Genomic DNA, 20,839 nt, shown 5'->3' with positions numbered 1-20,839 from the left:
TGATATTTATCTCGAAATCAAAATAACTTAATTCAAGGTAAATTATATGTTGCTGACAAACATATTGTCAATTATATTTTATTAATTTTTTTAAAGCTTTTTCTCATACTATCTTTATAAGTTAAATATGGCAGATTGAATTTTATAAATGGGAAAGGTTGGAGGTTATTGATTGCGGTAGAAGGAAAATAGACAATAAAAAAACGCCCAAAAGGCGTTTTTGATTCATATTAATAAACTACTTGAAAATGTAGAGGGAGCATGATAAAATGACAGTTGGCATAAATTGAATATTATGCAATAGTTTAAAAATTACCTATTATAACATTAACACAATTTGATTCAATTGTCAACAATTGACCAAAACTTACCTGGAGAGTGGTTGGATGAGCGATTTACTAAGCAAAGACTGGCAAGTGGAACAAACAAGAGTCACTTCAGTGGTAAATGAAATCGATAAAAAAATAAATAAATTAAAATCAAATGCAGGAAAAGTTGGTGCTGATGTCCTTGAGATTCGAAAGGAATTTTGGGAAGATGTAACCGTCAATTTAGATGAACCTGATGATGTAATTGAAACAGCGGCGAGTATCAAACAGCAGGTTGAACTCCTCTCTGAACGTGAGCGGACACATAATCAGTTGGATAAACAGCTTAACACACTGTCAAGATTAAAGTATTCCCCATACTTTGGACGGATTGATTTTTTAGAAAAAGGAGAAACAGCCACGGACCACGTGTACCTTGGAATTGCGTCGTTGATGGATGAACATGATGAAAATTTCTTAATTTATGACTGGCGTGCACCCATATCGAGCCTTTATTATGACTATTCACCAGGCCCAGCTCAATATAAAATCCCAGAAGGAACGATTGAGGGGGATATGAGCTTAAAGCGTCAATTTATTATAAAAGCCTCAGAGATTAAAGGGATGTTTGATACAGGGGTAACGATTGGAGATGAAATGCTTCAGGAGGTCCTTGGGAACAATGCGAGCACTCAAATGAAAAGCATTGTTGCTACTATTCAACGGGAGCAAAATGAAATCATTCGCAATGAACGTGCAAAAATACTGATCGTTCAAGGGGTTGCCGGGAGTGGTAAAACGTCAGCAGCACTGCAACGGGTTGCCTACCTGCTCTATCGTTATCGTGGGACCTTAAATTCAGAAAATATTGTGTTATTTTCTCCCAACCCACTATTTAATAGCTATGTGGCCACAGTTTTACCGGAGCTTGGGGAAGAAAATATGCAGCAATCCACCTTTCAGGAATACCTATATTCTCGATTGGGGAAGGAGTTTGATGTGGAAGACCCATTTACCCAAATGGAGTATTTGCTAAGTGGCAAGGATGATAGGGGGTATGAGGAAAGAGTAGAGGGGATTCGCTTTAAATCAAGTTTGGACTTTAAGAATATCATCGATCAATACGCAAAAGGATTATCGCAAAAGGGACTAATTTTTAGGGATTTAAAATTTAGAGGAGATGTAATAATTTCTAAAAAGGAGATTCATGATTATTTTTATTCTTTAGAGGATCACATTACCATTCCTAATCGAATGAAGCTTGTTAAAGAATGGTTGTTAAGAGATTTAAAGAGAAAGGTTAGACAAGAGCGTTCAAGGAGTTGGGTGGAGGATGAAATCCAATACCTCGAAAAAGAAGATTTTATGGAGGCATTCAAAAAGCTTCAGGAAAAGAATCAATTTTCCAGTAATTCATTTGATGATTTTGAGCAAGAGCAAAAGTTTCTTGCAGAAATGGTCGTAAAAGAGAAGTTCAAGCCTTTATTTACACGAGTAAAAAGTTTGCGGTTTGTCGATGCTCCCCGCGTTTATTGCCAGTTATTTAAACAAGTTGAATATATGGATAAAAGCCTGCCGATTGATTGGAAGAATATATGCAGACAGACGGTGGATAAATTAAATGAGAAAATCATTCCATATGAAGATGCCACTCCATATGTGTATCTCCAGGATTTAATTGAAGGCCGTAAGTCTAATACTGCGATACGGCATATTTTTATAGATGAAGCACAAGATTACTCACCATTTCAGTTTGCTTTTATTCAAACTCTATTTCCTTATAGCAAAATGACTTTGCTTGGGGATTTTAATCAAGCAATATTTTCTGGGGCTACTGGTGCGGAAACTGTTCTATCCCACCAAGTCAAAGCAGAGGATGAGGTCGAATCGTTTGTCCTTACCAAAACCTATCGATCCACAAAAGAAATTGTTGACTTTACCAGTACGTTAATTGAAGGTGGAGAAAATATTGAACCGTTTAATCGCAGGGGCAGGAAACCGTTAGTTTCAGTCATTGATGAGGATGGCAGAACAGGAGTAATTGTAAGAAAAATAAAAGATTTTCAAAATGAAGGACATCGTACCATTGCAGTCATATGCAGGACGTCTGATGAAAGCATAAGGGCCTATCATGCACTTAAAAACGAGATTCCATTGCATCTAATTGAGAAGGGAACAATCTCATATGAAAAAGGGATCCTTGTTATTCCTTCGTATCTAGCGAAAGGGATCGAATTTGATGCAGTAATTTTGTATGATTGTTCTGGGTACAAGGATGAAAGTGAACGGAAATTATTTTATACCGTCTGCACAAGGGCCATGCATGAGCTGCATATGCTTACCACGTCAGGGATTAGCCCTTTAATGGAGAAAACGCCAAACGATACCTACTTATTCGAAAAAACCAATGTAATCTAACAATAAAGAAACTGTATGTCTCATTTAGAAACATACAGTTTCTTTTAGATTATAATTGAAGTATTTTCTTACCAACTTTTATACATGCTATCTACAACAAACTTGGAAACGAGGTATTCACTTGCTAAAGGAACATCGAAGTCTTATTATTTTTCTTCTGCTTTTCTCTATTGTCCTTATTTGGTCAGCGATTCATCCCCATGATCGTTTCACGTGGTGGCTAGAGGTGATTCCGGCACTTTTAGGTGTATTTATCTTATTATTAACCTATCGTTTCTTTCAATTTACAACACTGGTTTATTTTTTAGTCCTTGTTCATGCGTCAATCTTATTTATTGGCGGTCACTATACATATGCAGAAATGCCGTTGTTTAATTGGTTTAGAGATATTTGGGACTTGGACCGCAATTATTATGACCGTCTTGGTCACTTCGCACAAGGGTTTATTCCAGCAATTATTATCCGTGAATTATTGATAAGAACTTCTCCGTTGCGAGATTCCAAATGGCTGCCCGTTACGGTAATCTGTATATGTTTAGCTATTAGTGCAACCTATGAATTAGTCGAATTCACTGTGGCTTTGTTGACAGGAGAAGCAGCAGAGGCTTTCCTTGGAACCCAAGGTGATGTTTGGGATACCCAATGGGACATGCTGTTAGCATTAATTGGCAGTATTATTTCCTACATTACTTTACGTATCATTCATTCGCGGCAGATTCAAAAAATTGTAACGAGTGAATAATCTGAAAAAATCAAAAACCAGCAGAATCAATCTGCTGGTTAATTTTATTTCTTCCATTGTTTTTGAACTTGTTCTAAAGCAAGTTGGAATATTTCATCCTCTGAAGTTTCACGATTGGTGATGACGTTTGTTAAATAGCTTTTTCCTTCGAAAGTAACAGTTACTTCAACTTGTACCATAAATAAAATCTCCTTTTCAATAATAAAATTTATTGGTTTAATATGTAATTAAAAATTACACAACGATTAAACCTATTTGCAATTTGAAAAATTATGACATGAATTGTTCATCGAACATTTCTAAAGTATTTAGTTTTGATATAATCATATTAGAGTATCTATAAAATGGAGGTTTCTAATTTCAATGTATTTTGAAGAGGTTAAAAAAGAAACGTTATATATTGCACTCGAAATGATTAACTCGAATCCCCAATATAATATATTTGAAAATGGTAAAGAGGCCAGAACACTTGCTGATATGGAAGAAGAATTCTTAAATCCTAATTCAATCAGTGCCTTTATTAAGCTTGATGACACGTATATTGGAATAATTGATTACTTACTAGAAAACCCGAAGGACCATTACCCGTGGTTAGGGCTATTACTGCTGCATGGTGATTATCAAGGATATGGTTCGGTGCACAGGCATTTGCAGTCTACGAAAATGAGATGCTGAAACGAGGTAAGAAAATCGTTAGAATTGGTGTATTAAAAGAGAACTTAAGAGCACAACGCTTTTGGGAAGCATTAGGATTTAATTATTATAATTCAACAACCATGCAAAATGGAAGTGGTATTTTTTGTTACGAAAAATCAATTGGACAATAACATCTTATTGAATGTTACACCTCTAAATACATGAATTGCTCGGCAAAGTGCTGAACTTGATCTTTGTCGATTTGATTTTTTTTCATCAGTGATTCAGCAATGATCACATGTGCCTGAATAGACGCATCTTTTTTTAAATCTCGTATGGACAAATCGCCGTTTAATAAAAGGATTGCTTTTTCTCTAATGTCTTGATTCTTGGATGACTTGTATAATAGATAGGCAATACATGTTACCTTATCCACAATTATCACTCCTCTATAATCAAAAATAACATTTTTTTACTATTTCGACGAGAAGCAACTTTTTTCCTGCTAATATTCTGAAAACTTATTAAAACTTTAGAGATTTTGTTTTTATATAAGAATCTTGTATGAAAACGGTCTATTAATTAGAAAATTCAAATAAATTATAATAAAGAATCTTCGCGGGGGCGGTTGTTAATGTTTGAATATAAGGAAGAAAAACTTTCTGGTTTTGCGGTGGTTAAAACAATTACCAAAGATGGATATCATATTAATGACGTAAAATATGAAAGCCCTTTCAAAGAAGAGGTTTCAGCCTACCTATTCATACCGGATCAACTAGGCCCTCTACCTGCAGTCATTTATATGCACCCAAGTCAAGGAGATAGAAAAACATTTTTCTGTGAAGCCCAAATGCTAGCAACCCAGGGCTATATAACCCTGCTCATTGAAGCCCAATACTTAAGAGGGAATAAACAACTAGAGTTGCGAGGAAAGAAAGGGTTTACAAAAACGATTGAGGAAATGGCAGATATCCAAAAATATATTCAAACAGTAATGGATATAAAAAGGGGAGTTACGTTGCTTAGAGAACTAGGAAAGGTGGATGAATCCAAGATCGCCTTTGTCGGCCAAGGCATGGGGGCAGCATGGGGTGGTATTCTTTCAGGTATTGAAAATCGCATAAAAACATTTATTCTGATCTCAGGATATGGACAGGTGTCAGAGATGCAAATGACAAGTGAGCATCCATTAGCCGTGCTAATTCGTGGTTTCCTACCACCTGAACGCTTCGAATTTTTTATTTCGAGTCTTAAAAAATTGGATGCGATTCATTATGTTAAAAATGCTTCGCCAGCATCGATCTTTTTCCAATTTGCTGAAAATGACGAATATATCGGTCGAAACCATGCTAATTCTCTTTATTCAATTGCTAGTTCTCCCAAAAAAATCATTTGGTATGATACGAATCATTTATTTTCCGACTGCGAAGATGCCTTCTATGACCGGATAGAATGGCTGAATGTGCAATTCTCTGGGCAGAAATCCAAGCTTTTAAAAGAATCGACGCTGACTAAAAAATTACTTTTAAAACGGAAATCTTGTTGAATATTGCTAATTTGATATGATTTTTATATAATATTGAAGGGATAAAAGAAAAACGATGATAGTATTATGGAATATTACCTTTCGTCCCAATGGGATGGGAGGTTTTTTTACCTTTTTACATAAGATTTAGGAGGAAAACCAATGAAACAGGCCTTAATCAAGGATTTATACAGAAATACCGAAAGCTATATTGATCAAAAAGTAGAATTAACTGGGTGGATTCGGACCATTCGTGATTCCAAAACTTTTGGGTTCATTGAATTAAATGATGGCAGCTTTTTTAAAGGTGTACAGATTGTTTTTGATGAGCAGTTAGCGAACTTTAAGGAAATCGCGAAACTTCCAATCAGCTCATCCATTAGGGTAAAAGGGGACTTTATTCATACTCCTCAAGCAAAGCAGCCTTTTGAAATAAAAGCGACTGACATTGTGATTGAAGGTACGTCAAATGTGGATTATCCATTGCAAAAGAAGAAGCATTCGTTTGAATACTTACGAACAATTGCCCATTTACGGCCAAGGACTAATACATTTTCAGCAGTTTTTCGTGTAAGGTCGCTTGCGTCCTATGCGCTTCATAAATTTTTCCAAGATAAAGGGTTTGTGTATGTTCATTCACCAATTATTACCGGCAGTGATACAGAAGGTGCAGGGGAAATGTTCCGAGTAACTACCTTAGATATGGACAATCTTCCGAAAAATGAAGAGGGCAAAACGGATCTTAGCAAGGATTTCTTTAACAAAGAAACCAATTTGACCGTAAGCGGGCAGTTATCGGCAGAAGCGTTTGCATTGGCATTCCGGAATGTCTATACCTTCGGCCCAACATTTAGAGCAGAAAACTCTAACACCGCAAGACATGCGGCGGAATTTTGGATGGTTGAGCCTGAAGTTGCCTTCGCTGAACTGCCGGATATCATGGATTTAGCAGAAGAAATGGTGAAATATGTAATTGGCTATGTATTAGAACAGGCTCCTGAAGAAATGAATTTCTTTAACAGCTTTATTGAAAAAGGTTTACTAGACCGGTTAAATAATGCCTATACGGCAGACTTTGGCCGTGTGACCTATACAGAAGCGATTGATATTTTACGGGAGTCAGGTGAAACGTTTGCCTATCCAGTTGAGTGGGGCCTTGACTTGCAAACCGAGCATGAACGCTATTTAAGTGAAAAAGTTTTCAAACGACCTGTATTTGTTACTGATTATCCAAAAGAAATTAAAGCTTTCTATATGAGGCTAAATGAAGACAACAAAACAGTGGCTGCAACAGATTTATTAGTACCGGGAATTGGTGAATTGATTGGCGGAAGTCAGCGTGAAGAACGGGAAGAAATCTTAGCGGGTAAAATAAATGAACTTGGCATGAGTGAAGAAGATTACTGGTGGTACCTGGAATTAAGGAAGTATGGCGGTACGAAACATTCAGGTTATGGTATTGGTTTTGAGCGTTTAATTATGTATCTAACAGGAATGACTAATATTAGGGATGTAATTCCGTTCCCAAGAACAACAGGGAATGCTGAGTTTTAATTAGAAAGAGAAGACCAGTTTTCGAATTGGTCTTCTCTTTTTTGAGTTTATTGATCCTTTAATTCCTCTTCGAAAAAGAATGTTTCCGGGTGTTCCTTAACGATATAAGAATATCTTTTCATGTTTTTTACATATTGTGATTTTAGAATGGTGACGACTTCGCCAGTTTCAATAATATTTACTGATTGTCCGTTTTTGTATAGATTGGTTGAGTTTTTCACTTTAACACCCCTTTACCTATTCCTTATTTAGTATATCATAAAATCCTTAATCCCATTGCTTTCTTATTGGATAATTAAGCTCAATTGGAAATCTTAAAGCCCACTTCCTTTCAAAACAAAACGTAATGTGTTATGCTTTAATGAAAGTGAGGTGTCATTTTGACAAATTATAAGGCAAGAAAAAGTAACCTCAAAGTATTACTATCCAAAAACGGTATGGACTTGGAAAGTTTGGGAAGGAATACAAATATTCCCCAAGCTCAACTCAACGACTACTTGTCAAAGAAAGTAATGAACCTAAATACTGCAATGACCATTTCCAAAGAATTGAATTGCCGGATTGAAGATTTATATATTTGGTCTTCAGAGGAGAAAGAAGCATAGAAGCATAAAAAACAGACTCAACATAGAGTCTGTTTTTTTGTATGAAAAAAATAGCACGCATTTTTGCGTACTATTTCTTTGGAATTAAGGGTTTAAGTCACATTCCTTTAAAGGAATTACTTTCGTTTTCTTTGTTAATTTATATCCCACCCAAACAAGTAAGAATAATGGCAGGCCGATGTAGGAGACTAATACTCCATTCCAATCGATATGATCACCCATAAATGCTGAATAGTTTTGTCCTAAGACAACAAATCCACATACAAGAAAAGCAAAGATAGGGCCAAATGGGAAAAGTTTTGATTTATATGGTAATAAGCTTAAATCTTTACCTTGGGCAATAAATGCCTTTCGGAAACGATAATGACATACAGCAATCCCTAGCCATGCGATAAAGCCGGACATGCCTGAAGCGTTTAACAACCAGACATACACTGTTCCATCACCAAAGAATGAGGCAAGGAAAGCAAGTGTCCCCACCAAAGTTGTTGCAATGAGGGCATTTACTGGAACGCCTCTTTTGTTTAATTTTCCAAGGAATTTAGGAGCTTTACCTTGTCGGGCCAAATCCCAAAGCATACGAGTTGATGCATACATTCCTGAATTTCCTGCCGATAAAACTGCGGTTAAGATTACTGCATTCATGATTGATGCAGCGAAAGCAATTCCTGCCTTTTGGAAAACCAAAGTAAACGGGCTTACAGTAACGTCGCCATTTGCTAAATTGTCATTTGTATAAGGAATAAGAAGCCCGATGACTAAAATCGCCAATACATAAAATAATAAAATACGCCAGAACACCTGCTTCACGGCACGTGGGATGGCTTTTTTTGGATCCTCTGTTTCACCAGCTGCTACACCTAATAGTTCAGTTCCTTGAAAGGAAAAGCCTGCAGCCATAAAGATGCCTAGCATTGACAAAAATCCACCGTGGAATGGTGCATCACCAATCGTGAAGTTCTTGAAGCCAGGTGCTTCATTACCCATGATACCGAAAATCATTAACGTACCAGTAACAACAAAAATAATAACTGTTACCACTTTAATTAAGGAAAACCAATACTCTGCTTCTCCAAATCCTTTAACAGAAAGGTAGTTTAAGAGAAACATAATCACTAAAAAGATACCGCTCCAGATAAATGAAGGAGTATTTGGGAACCAGAATTTCATGATCATCGTTACCGCAGCTAATTCTGCAGCAATCGTTATGGCCCAGTTATACCAATAGTTCCAGCCGAGCGCAAAACCAAGGGATGGATCGACAAATTTGGTGGCATACGTACTAAAGCTTCCTGCAACGGGCATATAGGCACCCATTTCAGCTAACCCTTGCATCAAAAAGTAAACCATGACACCAATAACAAGGTAGGATAGGATGGCTCCGCCAGGTCCTGCGCTATGGATTGCGCCGCCGCTAGCAAGAAAAAGACCCGTTCCAATCGTTCCGCCAAGCGAAATCATGGTCAGATGACGAGATTTTAACCCTCTTTTTAAGTCCGATGGAGCTTTTTCTAGTGTTAAATCACTGGTATATTCAGATTCTTTTAATACTCTAGCTGTTTGCATAGTCTTGACTCCTCTTTTTTCTTTTTTTTCGTGAAGGAGTTTGGAATACAAAAATGCCATCGAGGAATAATCGATGGCATTACAATACCCCGCATCATACCTTCCGAAAGATAGCTCAACACGATTAGCTGGTAGAAATAATCGTGACAGTTCTGTTCCTATTTGAAGACAGACCCAGCATGCTTTTTGAAGAGTAAAAGCACACTTCGGCAGTTTTTCCTTTTAAGTAGAGTCATGAATGTCTCTCACATCTCGTCCACTTTACTAATAAAAACCGCGACCTCTACCTCATCGGTTTGATGAGGATTTATCATATGAAATTAAATATATTAATATAGTAAATGAATTTTTATAGAATTGTCAATATGTAATTTTCTAATCAGAAATAAACAGATAATTTGTTTTTTTTAAATTAATTTTTTTATTTTACTTTAAGTGAGAGTATCGGTATTATTTTGAATTAGAATTGATGCCTGTTCGTATTAGGAGGATTTTTACCATGCAGATTGTTGGAATGATATTGGGATCTCTAATTATTGTGGTTGCCTTTAACCTTTTCTTAATCCCACATGAAGTATTGAGCAGTGGATTAAGTGGAATTTCAATGATATTAGGGATGATCTCACCGGTGAATACAGGGGTGGCAAATTTCCTTTTGAATTTTCCTTTGTTAATTATTGGATATAAAATGTTAGGAAAAAGATTTATCGTGAATTCGATCTTTTCGGTTATTGTTATCTCGATAGGACTGTATGTAATTCCCGTATTTGCGATCGCAGATGATAGAATTCTTTCATCTATTTTTGGTGGTGCGTTAACGGGCTTAGGTGTCGGAATAGTTTTCCGTTGTTCCGGATCGACTGGGGGATTTGACATTATTGGCATGATCGTAGCAAGAAAAAGGGATTTTCCAATTGGTACTTTACTTTCAGGCATGAATGCGGTAGTTATTATGATTAGTGGATTTTTGTTTGATTGGGATTCTGCACTTTATACCTTAGTATCTATTTTTGTGACTGGTAAAGTAGTCGATGCAATCTATACGGATCATGCAAAATTAACTCTAATGATTATTACAGATAAAGGCGAAGAGATGAGGAATCATTTACTAAAGAATTTGTATCGAGGCTTAACTGTTTTGGACGGTGTTGGCGGATACTCAAATAACCAGCGGAATGTATTGATAACAGTCATTTCCAGATACGAACTTAATGAAGTGAAACACTTAATCACGGAAGTCGATTCGCGTTCCTTTGTTAATATTACAGAAACGATTGAAGTAATGGGGCTGTTTCATCGGCCAAGTCCATAAATAAAGGGTTGCATCTATTAAATGGATGTAACCCTTTTTGTTTCATCGGGATTTTCCTCGTTTTTTTATCCATTTCAATAACACATGGATAACTTCTTCAAGATCCTTCCCAGTTGGAGTTAATTCATATTCCACTTTCTTAGGTGAAGTGGCAATCACCCTTTTAATAATCAATCCTTCATTCTCTAAATCACGCAAGCGTTCGGTTAACAATCGATCAGAGATTCCAGGAATGGAAGTAAAAATTTCATGGTATCGCTTCGGGCCTTCCATAAGTGAAAAAATAACAGAGCCCATCCAACGTTTACCAATAAATTCAATCGCATTATGAAAATTGGTACATATATGCTTAATTTCCTCTTCAGAAGGAGTCATACACTTTTGGTTGTTCGGTTCATTCATATAATATCCCTCTTTTTTACTTTTCTATCGATATCATATCATAGTTTATTTTCTTGACGAAAGGTACTTACTAATAGTAAGATGATTTTGCGCTTACTATTAGTAAGTTAAATTGATTAGGGGGAAATCTCTCATGCAAACTACTTTAACGAAAAGTTTATCTGATGTTATCAAAGAACGTCACTCCGTTAGAAAATATGATTCAACATATAAAATTTCTCAAGAAGAAATAAAAGAAATGTTAAAAGAAGCAACACAAGCACCATCCTCAAGTAATCTACAACCATGGCGTTTTATTGTGATCCAAGACCAGGAGTTAAAAAAGGAACTTAGAGCAGTGGCCAATAATCAAGAACAAGTCGAAACAGCTTCTGCTGTTATTGCTGTCTTAGGTGATAAGGAAATGTATAAAAGCGTGGAAAAAGTATACCAAAGTGCCTTTGAAGCTGGTTTTATGGATGAGGCTAATATGAATCGATTAATTGAAGGTACCAATAAAACCTATCCATTTGCTTCAGAAGAAGTCTTAAAAAATATTGCTTCATTTGATGCTGGTTTAGTGTCAATGCAATTGATGTTGATTGCAAAAGATCGAGGATATGACACCGTTCCAATGGGTGGATTTGATAAAGAAAAATTTATGAAAATGTTTAATGTTGAAGATCGATTATTTCCAATTGTGTTGATTTCAGTAGGGAAGGCGGCAGCACCTGCTTTTAATACCACTCGTTTGCCGTTGGAAGATGTTTTAATAGATTATAAATAAAAGAGGAGGCGCATGAAAAATTTTCATGCGCCTCACGGTTTAGTTATTGATATACTTTTCAAATACATACCCGAAATCTTTGACTATATATTGCTTTTTGCTGTCTTCTAACCATTGAAAAGCCGCTTGATTAAGCATTTTGAATTGTACAACCAAATTACTGTCTGCACTTGTCACACGACCTAAAGTAGTGGAGGCAACATCTAAGCTTTGTTTAGCGAACTGAAGGGAAATTTCATTTTCATGTGATATTTCTGAAATTTTAATTAGGGCTTTATATAAATCCTTAATTTCCTCAATATGTTTTTTATGTACATCAATGGAGAAAGGCACGGAGCCAATTTTAAATTTAATTTCGACGTCAAGGTCAACCGTTCCAGCGGTTTCGAGATATACGTCTGAGATTCGGTTGGTAGCATAACTATAACGATGGAGCATCCGTTTTTTGCTAGTTGCACTTGTGCCATCTAAATGGATAAGAGCATTATTGGTAAAGCAATATTCATCTGATTTGGATTTAATAAGAAAATAAATTTTTTCATTGTCTTCATGCATGACATAATCGTCTGCGTCTACCTTGTCATAATTCTCGGGTTTAATAACAGAGCCCACATCACTTAATCCTAAAATATCGGCAGCTACTTTTCCAAACATGAATATCACCCTCACTTTTTTAATTCTCCATCCTTCTTACGAATGGGGGACAATAAAGTTTCATTACTACTCAAAAAACTTTATACGTTAATATTCACATATATAGAAAAAAATTACAACTTGATACTTCCCCTATTATAATGGAAAATACACTATATACATATTAATAATGTAATAGAAGGAGTTGAGGTTATTGCGGCCGATTATTTTAGGGATCTTAGCGGCTTTCTTTTTTGCATTTACATTTATCCTCAACAGATCGATGGACCAGTCAGGTGGCAGCTGGATTTGGAGTGCTTCTTTAAGGTATTTCTTTATGGTCCCTTTTTTACTTATTATTGTAATTGGAAGAAAAAATCTTAAACCCTTGCTTTGGGATATGAAAAAAAATCCAGGTGGTTGGCTATTATGGAGTTCGGTTGGCTTTGGATTATTTTATGGTCCTATTTGTTTTTCTGCAGCATATGCCCCAGGGTGGCTCATTGCGGCCACTTGGCAGGTAACCATTATCTCAGGGTCTTTGCTTGCTCCCTTTTTTTACGAAAGGGTTATGACTAAAAAAGGTCCAATCCTGCAAAAGGGAAAAATCCCATTTAAGGGCTTGGGTATGTCATTAATAATCCTACTAGGAATTATCTTGATGCAAATGGAACAAGCCAATCAAATTTCAATTGGTGTGATTTCCCTAGGTATTCTTCCCGTGTTAATTGCTTCATTTGCTTATCCGCTAGGAAACCGAAAAATGATGGATATATGTGGCGGACGGTTAGATGTCTTCCAACGTGTATTAGGGATGACCTTAGCAAGTCTTCCATTATGGATTGTTTTATCGATTTATGGACTATTTACGATTGGTACTCCAAGCAAAGGGCAAATAATCCAATCCGGACTTGTTGCTATAACTTCAGGAGTCATTGCCACCATTTTATTTTTTAAAGCAACTGATCTTGTTAGAGGAAATATGCAGAAACTTGCGGCTGTTGAGGCGACACAATCTGTGGAGGTATTATTCGCTGTAATTGGAGAATTATTATTACTAAACAGCGCCTTCCCGACGCTGCTATCTTGGTGGGGGATGGGATTGGTCATGGTTGGTATGATCCTGCATAGCTTTTATTCACATAAAAGTAACCAAAAAATGATTCAAAATGGTCAATCGATAAAAATGAATAGTTAGAAATGATTAATCCTTATCAAATAAGCTTGATAAGGATTTTATTTTTTATTTTGGTGTTTTTAGTGTTATTACCCATTTAAATAAGGACTTAAGACATCAATGGTTTCTTGAATCTTCTTAGCATTTCGCTTATACATTGCTTTTGATTTTTCGCAATCGGTCTCAAGCGAAAAAATCTCTAAATCAGCCTGAATTTTTTTTAAGGTAGCCAGAAGTAGTGGACGTTGTGCGGGAGCTGGAACTTGAATTTTATCATCGTATAGATCTACCGTAAGTTCTCCGTATGAATCCACTTGTCCTAGGAATACATTATCAAGGGTTACGTCTAGTTTTTCTAACTCTGTATATAACCAGCCTCTGCCTTTTCCTGCACATCTTAACGATTCATCAACAATATTTCCATCCATGATAACCGTTTGTGGTTCTTTCTCATTCGGCATTTTCATTTGTAAATCTTTGGGTGTGAGTGGTTGGTTTTCTCTTTTTAATAATGCACTTAAATTTCCGCGCGGTTCTAACACTGCAAATTCTACATCAGCAAATTTAAAAATATTCTTCTGTCTTAGAAGAGCCGATAATTCATCGATGGTATATTTTTCTTTTTTCAAGTTTTCTTCTAAAATTTTTCCGTCCTTAATAACAACAGTACTTTTTCCCTCAGCAAAATCACTAAACTTTTTACTTTTTATAGCTAAGAAATTCACTAGAAAAGTTACGAATCCAAAAACAACAAGTGCCAGTGCACCATGGAACATATTACCTTCCAAACCCGTTACGACTTCTCCAGCAATACTTCCAATGGTAATACCTGCAACATATTCAAAGAATGACAGTTCAGATATTTGTTTCTTACCTAGTACTTTGGTGGTAATAAATAAGAGTACCAAGAAGACTATCGAACGGACTATTATAAAAACCCAATCTGGCATCATTTCTCACCTCAAGATTTATGACCCTTTGTATTGGGGTTCATGTCGTTCAAGTTCTAATACACGATACTGGAGGTCTTTTTTTACTTCTCCAACCGTTAACATGGCTTGATTAAATGTAGCCTGTGCTTCACTATCTAAAGAATTTAGCGCGAAGGAAGCAAGTTGTGCTTCGATTCCATTCATAGTAGCTAGACATTGCTTAACATTTGAAGCGATAGTCACAAGTAAACTTCCTTTCATAAGGGATTCAATATATCAAAAAGGGGTTGGCAAAAATGCCAACCTAAAACTGCATTTTATTGATTATACTGAGGCTCTTCCTTGATAATCTCTTGAAGGCGCGGTTCAAGGCTATCAAGAACAGATTGAGTCTGTTGTGCCGCTTGTTGATAAAGTTGCTTTGCATTTTGGTTATCTGTGGCTAGTGCAAAGGTTTCAAAACTTGCCTGAGCACTTTTTAGTCCTGCCAATGCTTGTTTTACTTGTGTTCCAACTGTCATAAGTAATCCTTCTTTCGTAAAAAAATTAAGTAACAAAAATAGTATGTGAATAATTCCATTGCTTATGTATTGAGTGAACCAGATAAAATTACCATTTAATAAAAAATTATGATGAGGAAAATACTGATAATTTTAAAGATCCAATAGTGGATTAATAAAACAAGTCTTCCTTCTACTTTTGAAGGAAGACTTGTTTTCATATTAATACATGTTCTAAAACAAGTGGCTGCAATGCTTTTGTTTGATCAAAGAAGATAAAACTGTCGTACCGCTGCCCCATGTTCGAGGGAACATAATTACCGAAATGTTCGTATTCTGGCCGGTAAACTACACCGATTGCACGGTGACCAATGGTGGTCGAAAACTCCTTACGGTTCTGATCAGTAAAAAGTAAATATTTATTAGCCGGACTGGTCTTATGCATTAGTGATTCCCAACTGCCTAATTGAGCAGGAGGTACCTGCATGATTTGAACGTCGTTACCCCATTCAGTCGATGCAACTACCGTACCGCTATAGGTTCCAAACCCGACGATGTATACATTTTCCGACCCTTTTTGTTCCCTAATTATTTGACCGACATTTACCATTCCTTCTTCTTTCATGTCGGTTGCCCTGGCATCCCCGACATGGGTATTATGCTCCCAGATGATTGCTTTTCCACGATCTCCATAAAAGTTAATCACGGAGTTGAGCGCTTCTACCATGTGATGGTCACGGACATTCCAGGATTTAGAGTCACTTTTGACCATTGTCCTGTAATATTCTTCAGCATTTGCGGTGACAAGGGCGTTTACCTCCATATTCAGGCTGCTTTCCTGATTGTCTTCAAATTTCCATTTGTTTTTCCGGATGGAGGCGAGAAGCTCAAGAGCTTCTTTCGTGCAGTCTTCAGAGAGATATCCTGCAGAAACAGCATATGATTCATGATTGCGGTTGAAGGGCTCAAAACATGAAAAAGCGTTTTTTGCGGCTTGTAGGCTCCTGGAATTCGTTTTTTCTAAATAGCGAATAATTTCATCCATACTTTCCCAAAGACTATAGACATCCAAACCATAAAAACCAACTTTTTGAAAAAGATTAGTTTGTTGATTATAATCCTTCAGCCACTCAATAAGTCCGATCATTTCTTGGTTTGCCCACATCCAAGTAGGCCAGCGATTAAAGCTTTCCAGTACTCTCCGTACGTCGTCCGTCGAATGGTTAAATCCCTTAATGTATTGATTGATACTCTGGCATGAGGGCCAATCACCCTCAACTGCAATAAAAGAGAAGCCTTTTTCTTTAATTAATCTTTTGGATAGCTCTGCTCGGAGTGAATAAAACTCAGAGGTTCCGTGAGAAGATTCCCCAAGGAGGACATATTTTGCATCACCAATTGCATCGATTAATGGATCGAGATCATCAGTTGTGTTAAAAGGTTTCGCGTATTTATTAATAGCTTTAAGCATAAGATGTTAAGCATCCTTTCCATTATACTTAAAGATAAGTTACCCCTCAGTTCAAACGCTTACATATCCAATAATTCACATATTTGACACTTCTAGTCCGTAAATTAAAAAAGTCCCGTGTTATAATATAAGTGTAAAAGATAGAAATAAACATTCACATCTTAGGAGGCTCAACCATACGTGTTCGTTCCGATTGTGAACGAGTAAGTAATGAGTCTCTATCGGTAAAACCGAAAATGTTTCTTTTGGGAATTTGAATTCCATTAATTCCATGTGAATTAATTCCCTCAACGGAACAAACACACATTAGTTGAATGATCAATGAACATTTCTCTTTTTGGTTCGAAAAAGGGATTGATAATTGAAACATGAAAGGCAAAGGCTAATGTCATGGTTGGGTCTCCTAAGATGTAAATTAAATTCAGGAGTTACTTCATACATTGAGGTAACTCTTTTTTCATTTTGTAAGGAAATAAATAAGCATTTGATTATAATTAGCAGGATGAATCCGATATAATGGAAGTAGGAAATTATTTTTGAAAGGGGCCAGATAATGTCGGGAACACAAGAATTGACTTTAATCGAACAGCAGGAAGCAATTATGGCAAAAATTCAGCATCGAAGATTAACGAAGAGGAAGATCTTTCAAAGAATTCTATTAATTACACTTGGTGCAGCCTTAATGGCCGTAGGATTAGAAATATTCCTTGTTCCTAATAATGTTATTGATGGTGGTATCACGGGAATCTCTATTATGCTTTCGTACGTAACAGGTTGGAAATTAGGGATGTTCCTCTTTATTCTTAATATACCTTTTTTCTTTATTGGTTATAAACAAATAGGGAAAACCTTCGCCTTATCCACTCTTTATGGAATCATCATACTTTCGATTGGAACCACTTTACTGCATCCCGTCCCAGCTTTTACACAAGATATTCTACTTGCAACGGTATTCGGGGGGATTGCTCTTGGTATTGGAGTCGGATTAGTCATTCGGTATGGAGGCTCATTGGATGGTACCGAGATTTTAGCGATTCTATTTAATAAAAAGCTCCCTTTTTCTGTTGGGGAAATCATTATGTTTTTTAACCTCTTTATTCTAGCGTGTGCAGGTTTTGTATTCACTTGGGACCGCGCAATGTATTCGCTTATTGCCTATTTTGTAGCTTACAAAACAATTGATATTACCATTACAGGGCTTGATGAATCCAAATCGGTGTGGATCATAAGTGATAATGCAAAACAAATTGGAGACGCAATCATGAATCGTCTCGGTCGTGGTGTAACATATATTAATGGTGAAGGTGCATATTCAGGTGATGATAAAAAAGTTATTTTTTGCGTGATCAATCGTCTTGAGGAAGCAAAATTAAAGGAAATTGTGACTGAAAATGATGATAGTGCCTTTTTAGCAGTAGCGGATATTGCGGAAGTCCGTGGTGGAAGATTTAAGAAAAAAGATATCCATTAGATGCTGCAATCGCAATTTCATTAGAATAATCTGATGGAAACAAAGAGCGAAGTATGTATTTTGTCGTTATGGGGAGATTTTTAAGAAGAACTTATGTAGTTTCTTATTGTATTATGTCGGTTATTGCGGAATCGGCGTAGTGATTAGTTGGCGTTTTGTCGTACCTTGCGCTTACCTAGGAAATAAAATTACAAAATATGAATTATTTCCAGAAAAGATGGCAGAAAATCCTGCCATCTTTTAGTGTGGAAAGCGCTTTCTTTGCCCGTTTTAGAATAAAAGCTCGAAAACTTCATTCAATTCATATGCTCTTTTTTCATCCTGCTCTTCTTTAGCATAACTAATTTCTTTCGGAAGTATTTTATTTAGAAAATTGATTTCTTTTTGATTTAAATCTCGAACAAAGGACCCTTCAGAGGTATATTGGCCTTCGGTTAGTTTACGGTAAATATGCCCGCCTTCCGAATGATCATCTGTGTAATTTGACAAAATTTCTCGTAAGTAACCCAACGTCTTATCCATTATTTCACCGTTCCTTTCACCTCATATTTTTAGGGCGAGACCTTATTAATATTCATCTGATAAGAAAAAAATTATTAACCGTATTTCTTCAAATAAAAAGCCACTTCACCATTAGAGGAGAGAGGCTTCAATAATTTAAAGTTTTGAGCAGGTTATTATTCGATGGCTTAAAACATCCTGATACTTTAATATGATATTCCCATGTTCATTTAAAATTTGAAATAATTCAGGTTCAAAATTGTTCGAGAAATGAAATTCAGTGGTATTATTGCCATGACTTATATTCGTTTTCTCTGTTTTAATAACAATATCTTTGAATCCTGCCTGAATAAATAAATTTCGCCAATCATCTTCCAACAATAAAGAATCCAGAGCATAAAACTTCATTATTTCAGATTCTTCTAGAGGACTTAGTTTTGAGTTAATTGTCATTTCATTGGAAATCAGCCGTCCGCCTTTTTTTAAAACCCGAAAAAATTCACTAATCGCAACAGGTTTGTTAACAAAGGCTAATACAGATTCTGATAAAATAAAATCAAAAGTATCATCTTTAAAGGGAAGTTTTTCAACAGACCCTTGGATCAACTTGATTGGTAAACCTAATGACTGAAATCGATTTTTTGCTTTTTCAATCATGATTGGATTAATCTCCACACCAACTACCTTTGCAAAATAATGCTGATAAAGAAATGCCGCTGTTTGGCCTGTGCCGCAGCCGGCATCTAGGATACGTGACTTATTTGTAATATCTTCATTGGACAAAATATTTTTTGTTAATGGAATTCCACCAGGATGTGCTCCACCCACACCAAATTTGGCTAAGAAGTCAAAATAAGTTAAACCTCCCATAAATAAAGACACCACCTCATTTATCTTGTAGCAGTTTATGTAAAATATAGGTGAGAGGTTCTTTCAAATTAGTCTGAATAATAAAAGGATAAATAAATGTGTAATGTAAACTGAAAAGGAACCGACATACCAGTAAATAACTAATTAAGTTCTTATTTCTTGCTATATTCTCTTTTTAATAAGCGCAAATTAAGGAAATGGAAGGGCAGGATCCTTTCCATTTCAATTTGAAGGAGTGCTTTAGATGAAAAAAATGAAAGCTCAACCGTTTCTCAAAATGTTTGCAAGAAAACGTAAAAGTAGAGGAGCAATGTGGGCCTCTCTATTAGGCATTGGTTTAAGTGCTGCTGTTTTTGGAGTGACAAAGGGAAAACGTAGAGACGTTGCACTTCCTTTTAAAAATATGGTAAAAAATTTCACACCTAAAACCAATCTTAATCTAATGGATAATGCTGCATTAACAGAGTTTTCAGAGGAGCTATTAATGAGTGCATTAAATAATAAAAAACAATAAGAAAAAAGTCCGCACATTGGCTGCGGACTTTTTAATATGGTGGAGCTGGGACTTTTTTCGGTATGTAATTAATATTTTCAGAAGAGTATACACTTATTATTAACAGATGGCCTAATGTCCTTGCTCGAATTAATACGGGTTGATTATAGGTATTCTTAAACTCGAAATCGGCTCCATACCAACTAACCGTTGCGTCACGTCCAGGTGGAATATAAGGGACCTTTCTGGAATGAGAAAACCGCTCTACAATCTTGATGCCTGCATTGTCTACAGCGTTATATAGGGTTGAGGATACTTGGCAAATTCCACCGCCAATGTCTTCTGAGAATTCTCCTCTTACGATGACCTTGGCACGTAAATACCCCTTCGCAGCTGTTCTTTTACCAACTACCCTGTTAAAGGAAAATGTTTCACCCGGAAAAACCACCTGGTTGTTAATTGCTTTTGTTGCCAGTTCTATATTGGTAGATCTTTTTTTATTACTGGGATTAAAAGACGTAACATAACGCCCAATTCTCATACTGCGAATATCACTCAGTAATTCGCTATCCACCTTTGGATAAACTGTATGGAAAGGTAATTCCATCACCTTTGCTTGTCTAGAACTAAAAATATAAGCATAAAATTTCTCTGTAAATGCTTGATGATTGATTTGAGACCCGGCTTTTTCTGGAATAATACCACCATATTGATCCAAGCTGGCATTTTTTGGTTCAATGGAAAATTGTTTATTTAAATTATCCAAAAATCTACTGTACTTTCTAGAATTTAATAATGGCAGGCCGGTTTTGGAATAGGTGAAATCCTCACGATTAATCGTAGTTACTGTATGGCCGTCCTTGGTGATAGTTAGACGATCTTGTACATTAGTAACCGGTTGGGTTAACAGGAAATATCCCATTAACAAAGATAAAATCATACTTAGCAACCCCCTCA

At 36.2% G+C, this 20,839-nt stretch carries 24 protein-coding genes and 1 riboswitch; of the genes, 11 read left to right on the top strand and 13 right to left on the bottom strand.

All coding sequences use genetic code 11. The annotated features are described in order from the left end of the window. The first annotated feature begins 386 nt into the window (after positions 1 to 386). Complete coding sequence (gene helD / locus AC4QJR_RS18410; RefSeq protein WP_496523805.1) at positions 387 to 2,726, top strand: RNA polymerase recycling motor HelD; 2,340 nt, start codon at positions 387 to 389, stop codon at positions 2,724 to 2,726. A 121-nt stretch (positions 2,727 to 2,847) separates the two neighbouring features. Next, the gene (locus AC4QJR_RS18405; protein WP_098574941.1) at positions 2,848 to 3,468 is read left to right on the top strand and encodes a DUF2238 domain-containing protein; all 621 of its coding nucleotides are present in this window, start codon (positions 2,848 to 2,850) and stop codon (positions 3,466 to 3,468) included. A gap of 44 nt (positions 3,469 to 3,512) precedes the next feature. Here AC4QJR_RS18405 and AC4QJR_RS18400 read toward each other — a convergent pair whose 3' ends face one another. Continuing rightward, on the bottom strand, positions 3,513 to 3,647 hold the full coding sequence (locus AC4QJR_RS18400; RefSeq protein ID WP_375374887.1) for a BA3454 family stress response protein: 135 nt from the start codon (positions 3,645 to 3,647) through the stop codon (positions 3,513 to 3,515). 184 nt (positions 3,648 to 3,831) lie between these two features. On the opposite strand from AC4QJR_RS18400, the gene AC4QJR_RS18395 reads away from it, so the two are divergent. Further along, positions 3,832 to 4,143, top strand: a complete 312-nt coding sequence (locus tag AC4QJR_RS18395; protein WP_496523804.1) for a hypothetical protein — start codon at positions 3,832 to 3,834, stop codon at positions 4,141 to 4,143. 166 nt (positions 4,144 to 4,309) lie between these two features. On the opposite strand, the gene AC4QJR_RS18390 is transcribed toward AC4QJR_RS18395, so the two are convergent. Further along, on the bottom strand, positions 4,310 to 4,540 hold the full coding sequence (locus tag AC4QJR_RS18390) for a hypothetical protein (RefSeq protein WP_496523803.1): 231 nt from the start codon (positions 4,538 to 4,540) through the stop codon (positions 4,310 to 4,312). A 198-nt stretch (positions 4,541 to 4,738) separates the two neighbouring features. Here AC4QJR_RS18390 and AC4QJR_RS18385 point away from each other — a divergent pair, with 198 nt between their 5' ends. Together AC4QJR_RS18385 and asnS are read left to right on the top strand one after the other, a co-directional pair. Beyond that, positions 4,739 to 5,650, top strand: coding sequence for an alpha/beta hydrolase (locus AC4QJR_RS18385; protein WP_496523802.1), 912 nt, complete (start codon positions 4,739 to 4,741; stop codon positions 5,648 to 5,650). A 141-nt stretch (positions 5,651 to 5,791) separates the two neighbouring features. After that, on the top strand, positions 5,792 to 7,183 hold the full coding sequence (gene asnS / locus AC4QJR_RS18380) for an asparagine--tRNA ligase (protein ID WP_496523801.1): 1,392 nt from the start codon (positions 5,792 to 5,794) through the stop codon (positions 7,181 to 7,183). Positions 7,184 to 7,230: 47 nt separating this feature from the next. Here the strand turns inward: asnS and AC4QJR_RS18375 are convergent, their stop codons facing one another. Next, positions 7,231 to 7,404, bottom strand: a complete 174-nt coding sequence (locus tag AC4QJR_RS18375; protein WP_180230150.1) for a hypothetical protein — start codon at positions 7,402 to 7,404, stop codon at positions 7,231 to 7,233. A gap of 159 nt (positions 7,405 to 7,563) precedes the next feature. Between AC4QJR_RS18375 and AC4QJR_RS18370 the strand changes: the two genes are divergently transcribed. Then, positions 7,564 to 7,788 carry a helix-turn-helix domain-containing protein gene (locus AC4QJR_RS18370; protein WP_496523800.1) on the top strand — a complete coding sequence of 75 codons (225 nt, stop codon included), beginning with the start codon at positions 7,564 to 7,566 and terminating at the stop codon, positions 7,786 to 7,788. Positions 7,789 to 7,872: 84 nt separating this feature from the next. On the opposite strand, the gene AC4QJR_RS18365 is transcribed toward AC4QJR_RS18370, so the two are convergent. Next, the gene (locus tag AC4QJR_RS18365; protein ID WP_098576709.1) at positions 7,873 to 9,354 is read right to left on the bottom strand and encodes an amino acid permease; all 1,482 of its coding nucleotides are present in this window, start codon (positions 9,352 to 9,354) and stop codon (positions 7,873 to 7,875) included. 103 nt (positions 9,355 to 9,457) lie between these two features. Beyond that, a riboswitch (Lysine riboswitch) is annotated at positions 9,458 to 9,648 on the bottom strand. 205 nt (positions 9,649 to 9,853) lie between these two features. On the opposite strand from AC4QJR_RS18365, the gene AC4QJR_RS18360 reads away from it, so the two are divergent. Next, positions 9,854 to 10,666 (top strand): YitT family protein, encoded by an 813-nt coding sequence (locus AC4QJR_RS18360; RefSeq protein WP_251462827.1) that lies wholly within the window; start codon positions 9,854 to 9,856, stop codon positions 10,664 to 10,666. Between the two features lie 42 nt (positions 10,667 to 10,708). Here the strand turns inward: AC4QJR_RS18360 and AC4QJR_RS18355 are convergent, their stop codons facing one another. Then, positions 10,709 to 11,068, bottom strand: a complete 360-nt coding sequence (locus AC4QJR_RS18355; protein ID WP_496523799.1) for a winged helix-turn-helix transcriptional regulator — start codon at positions 11,066 to 11,068, stop codon at positions 10,709 to 10,711. Between the two features lie 133 nt (positions 11,069 to 11,201). Here AC4QJR_RS18355 and AC4QJR_RS18350 point away from each other — a divergent pair, with 133 nt between their 5' ends. After that, positions 11,202 to 11,834: a nitroreductase family protein gene (locus AC4QJR_RS18350; protein ID WP_496523798.1), complete on the top strand. Its 633-nt coding sequence runs from the start codon at positions 11,202 to 11,204 to the stop codon at positions 11,832 to 11,834. A 39-nt stretch (positions 11,835 to 11,873) separates the two neighbouring features. Here the strand turns inward: AC4QJR_RS18350 and AC4QJR_RS18345 are convergent, their stop codons facing one another. Next, complete coding sequence (locus tag AC4QJR_RS18345) at positions 11,874 to 12,488, bottom strand: PH domain-containing protein (RefSeq protein ID WP_098576713.1); 615 nt, start codon at positions 12,486 to 12,488, stop codon at positions 11,874 to 11,876. 193 nt (positions 12,489 to 12,681) lie between these two features. On the opposite strand from AC4QJR_RS18345, the gene AC4QJR_RS18340 reads away from it, so the two are divergent. Then, positions 12,682 to 13,665, top strand: a complete 984-nt coding sequence (locus AC4QJR_RS18340; RefSeq protein ID WP_496523797.1) for a DMT family transporter — start codon at positions 12,682 to 12,684, stop codon at positions 13,663 to 13,665. A 68-nt stretch (positions 13,666 to 13,733) separates the two neighbouring features. Here AC4QJR_RS18340 and AC4QJR_RS18335 read toward each other — a convergent pair whose 3' ends face one another. The 4 genes from AC4QJR_RS18335 to AC4QJR_RS18320 all read right to left on the bottom strand — a co-directional run bounded on the left by AC4QJR_RS18335 (position 13,734) and on the right by AC4QJR_RS18320 (position 16,547). Next, on the bottom strand, positions 13,734 to 14,594 hold the full coding sequence (locus AC4QJR_RS18335) for a DUF421 domain-containing protein (protein ID WP_496526707.1): 861 nt from the start codon (positions 14,592 to 14,594) through the stop codon (positions 13,734 to 13,736). Positions 14,595 to 14,612: 18 nt separating this feature from the next. Continuing rightward, positions 14,613 to 14,819, bottom strand: coding sequence for a DUF1657 domain-containing protein (locus AC4QJR_RS18330; RefSeq protein ID WP_098576716.1), 207 nt, complete (start codon positions 14,817 to 14,819; stop codon positions 14,613 to 14,615). Between the two features lie 74 nt (positions 14,820 to 14,893). After that, a complete protein-coding gene (locus tag AC4QJR_RS18325; RefSeq protein ID WP_496523796.1) occupies positions 14,894 to 15,097 on the bottom strand; it encodes a DUF1657 domain-containing protein in 204 nt (67 codons plus the stop codon). 196 nt (positions 15,098 to 15,293) lie between these two features. Further along, on the bottom strand, positions 15,294 to 16,547 hold the full coding sequence (locus tag AC4QJR_RS18320; RefSeq protein WP_496523795.1) for an erythromycin esterase family protein: 1,254 nt from the start codon (positions 16,545 to 16,547) through the stop codon (positions 15,294 to 15,296). Between the two features lie 601 nt (positions 16,548 to 17,148). Between AC4QJR_RS18320 and AC4QJR_RS18315 the strand changes: the two genes are divergently transcribed. Beyond that, complete coding sequence (locus AC4QJR_RS18315) at positions 17,149 to 18,018, top strand: YitT family protein (protein ID WP_098576742.1); 870 nt, start codon at positions 17,149 to 17,151, stop codon at positions 18,016 to 18,018. A 270-nt stretch (positions 18,019 to 18,288) separates the two neighbouring features. On the opposite strand, the gene AC4QJR_RS18310 is transcribed toward AC4QJR_RS18315, so the two are convergent. After that, complete coding sequence (locus tag AC4QJR_RS18310; protein ID WP_098576720.1) at positions 18,289 to 18,540, bottom strand: sigma-G-dependent sporulation-specific acid-soluble spore protein CsgA; 252 nt, start codon at positions 18,538 to 18,540, stop codon at positions 18,289 to 18,291. 135 nt (positions 18,541 to 18,675) lie between these two features. Further along, positions 18,676 to 19,389, bottom strand: a complete 714-nt coding sequence (locus tag AC4QJR_RS18305; RefSeq protein WP_496523794.1) for a class I SAM-dependent methyltransferase — start codon at positions 19,387 to 19,389, stop codon at positions 18,676 to 18,678. A gap of 244 nt (positions 19,390 to 19,633) precedes the next feature. Between AC4QJR_RS18305 and AC4QJR_RS18300 the strand changes: the two genes are divergently transcribed. Continuing rightward, the gene (locus tag AC4QJR_RS18300; protein WP_098576722.1) at positions 19,634 to 19,903 is read left to right on the top strand and encodes a hypothetical protein; all 270 of its coding nucleotides are present in this window, start codon (positions 19,634 to 19,636) and stop codon (positions 19,901 to 19,903) included. Positions 19,904 to 19,934: 31 nt separating this feature from the next. Here AC4QJR_RS18300 and AC4QJR_RS18295 read toward each other — a convergent pair whose 3' ends face one another. Then, positions 19,935 to 20,822, bottom strand: coding sequence for a VanW family protein (locus AC4QJR_RS18295; RefSeq protein ID WP_496523793.1), 888 nt, complete (start codon positions 20,820 to 20,822; stop codon positions 19,935 to 19,937). Positions 20,823 to 20,839 lie beyond the last annotated feature (17 nt).

The organism is Neobacillus sp. BP17 (assembly GCF_059579525.1).
This window is presented reverse-complemented; position numbering and strand designations above follow the sequence as displayed.

What these genes read in the sequence shown, in the direction of transcription:
- helD (WP_496523805.1), top strand. Translation starts at nt 387, where the DNA reads ATGAGCGATTTACTAAGCAAAGACTGGCAAGTGGAACAAACAAGAGTC.
- AC4QJR_RS18400 (WP_375374887.1), bottom strand. Translation starts at nt 3,647, where the DNA reads ATGGTACAAGTTGAAGTAACTGTTACTTTCGAAGGAAAAAGCTATTTA.
- AC4QJR_RS18395 (WP_496523804.1), top strand. Translation starts at nt 3,832, where the DNA reads ATGTATTTTGAAGAGGTTAAAAAAGAAACGTTATATATTGCACTCGAA.
- AC4QJR_RS18385 (WP_496523802.1), top strand. Translation starts at nt 4,739, where the DNA reads ATGTTTGAATATAAGGAAGAAAAACTTTCTGGTTTTGCGGTGGTTAAA.
- asnS (WP_496523801.1), top strand. Translation starts at nt 5,792, where the DNA reads ATGAAACAGGCCTTAATCAAGGATTTATACAGAAATACCGAAAGCTAT.
- AC4QJR_RS18365 (WP_098576709.1), bottom strand. Translation starts at nt 9,354, where the DNA reads ATGCAAACAGCTAGAGTATTAAAAGAATCTGAATATACCAGTGATTTA.
- AC4QJR_RS18360 (WP_251462827.1), top strand. Translation starts at nt 9,854, where the DNA reads ATGCAGATTGTTGGAATGATATTGGGATCTCTAATTATTGTGGTTGCC.
- AC4QJR_RS18355 (WP_496523799.1), bottom strand. Translation starts at nt 11,068, where the DNA reads ATGAATGAACCGAACAACCAAAAGTGTATGACTCCTTCTGAAGAGGAA.
- AC4QJR_RS18350 (WP_496523798.1), top strand. Translation starts at nt 11,202, where the DNA reads ATGCAAACTACTTTAACGAAAAGTTTATCTGATGTTATCAAAGAACGT.
- AC4QJR_RS18345 (WP_098576713.1), bottom strand. Translation starts at nt 12,488, where the DNA reads ATGTTTGGAAAAGTAGCTGCCGATATTTTAGGATTAAGTGATGTGGGC.
- AC4QJR_RS18335 (WP_496526707.1), bottom strand. Translation starts at nt 14,594, where the DNA reads ATGCCAGATTGGGTTTTTATAATAGTCCGTTCGATAGTCTTCTTGGTA.
- AC4QJR_RS18325 (WP_496523796.1), bottom strand. Translation starts at nt 15,097, where the DNA reads ATGACAGTTGGAACACAAGTAAAACAAGCATTGGCAGGACTAAAAAGT.
- AC4QJR_RS18320 (WP_496523795.1), bottom strand. Translation starts at nt 16,547, where the DNA reads ATGCTTAAAGCTATTAATAAATACGCGAAACCTTTTAACACAACTGAT.
- AC4QJR_RS18315 (WP_098576742.1), top strand. Translation starts at nt 17,149, where the DNA reads ATGGCAAAAATTCAGCATCGAAGATTAACGAAGAGGAAGATCTTTCAA.
- AC4QJR_RS18310 (WP_098576720.1), bottom strand. Translation starts at nt 18,540, where the DNA reads ATGGATAAGACGTTGGGTTACTTACGAGAAATTTTGTCAAATTACACA.
- AC4QJR_RS18305 (WP_496523794.1), bottom strand. Translation starts at nt 19,389, where the DNA reads ATGGGAGGTTTAACTTATTTTGACTTCTTAGCCAAATTTGGTGTGGGT.
- AC4QJR_RS18300 (WP_098576722.1), top strand. Translation starts at nt 19,634, where the DNA reads ATGAAAAAAATGAAAGCTCAACCGTTTCTCAAAATGTTTGCAAGAAAA.
- AC4QJR_RS18295 (WP_496523793.1), bottom strand. Translation starts at nt 20,822, where the DNA reads ATGATTTTATCTTTGTTAATGGGATATTTCCTGTTAACCCAACCGGTT.